Below are 349 nucleotides of genomic sequence, written 5' to 3' on the forward strand. Positions count from 1 at the left end.
ACCCCTTGTCCGATGTGTGGTTTGCAAACATCCTCCCCCAGTCGTTGTGCTATCTTTGCATTCAGTCGATGGTTTCCTTCACTGGGCAGAAGCGTCCGCATTTGACGTGGTCCCGTTGGTTTCTTGTTGACTTGGTTGCCCTGGCCCAGCCGGACTTGCTTCTTCCAAACAGGCGGCTCAGACCGATGGCAAAGAGCACTCTGCCTAGGTCTTCTGCTACAAGGTTCACGGTTTCAAGTCTGCCATTCAAGGCTTTGATCCATTTCAGGTGGTGTGTGTGCCAGGTGTAACATCATGGTGTACTGTCGTTGTGTTCCAGGTGGCTGTGCAGGCTTCCCAGCACCGTTTA

1 protein-coding gene is annotated in these 349 nt (G+C 53.0%); it reads right to left on the reverse strand.

Features of this window, described 5'->3' with window-relative positions; all coding sequences use genetic code 11:
- Positions 1 to 61: 61 nt before the first annotated feature.
- Positions 62 to 268 (reverse strand): hypothetical protein, encoded by a 207-nt coding sequence (locus EUU22_RS26355; RefSeq protein WP_500681135.1) that lies wholly within the window; start codon positions 266 to 268, stop codon positions 62 to 64.
- Between the last annotated feature and the right edge of the window lie 81 nt (positions 269 to 349).

Source organism: Ciceribacter ferrooxidans (assembly GCF_004137355.1).
GTDB lineage: Bacteria > Pseudomonadota > Alphaproteobacteria > Rhizobiales > Rhizobiaceae > Allorhizobium > Allorhizobium ferrooxidans.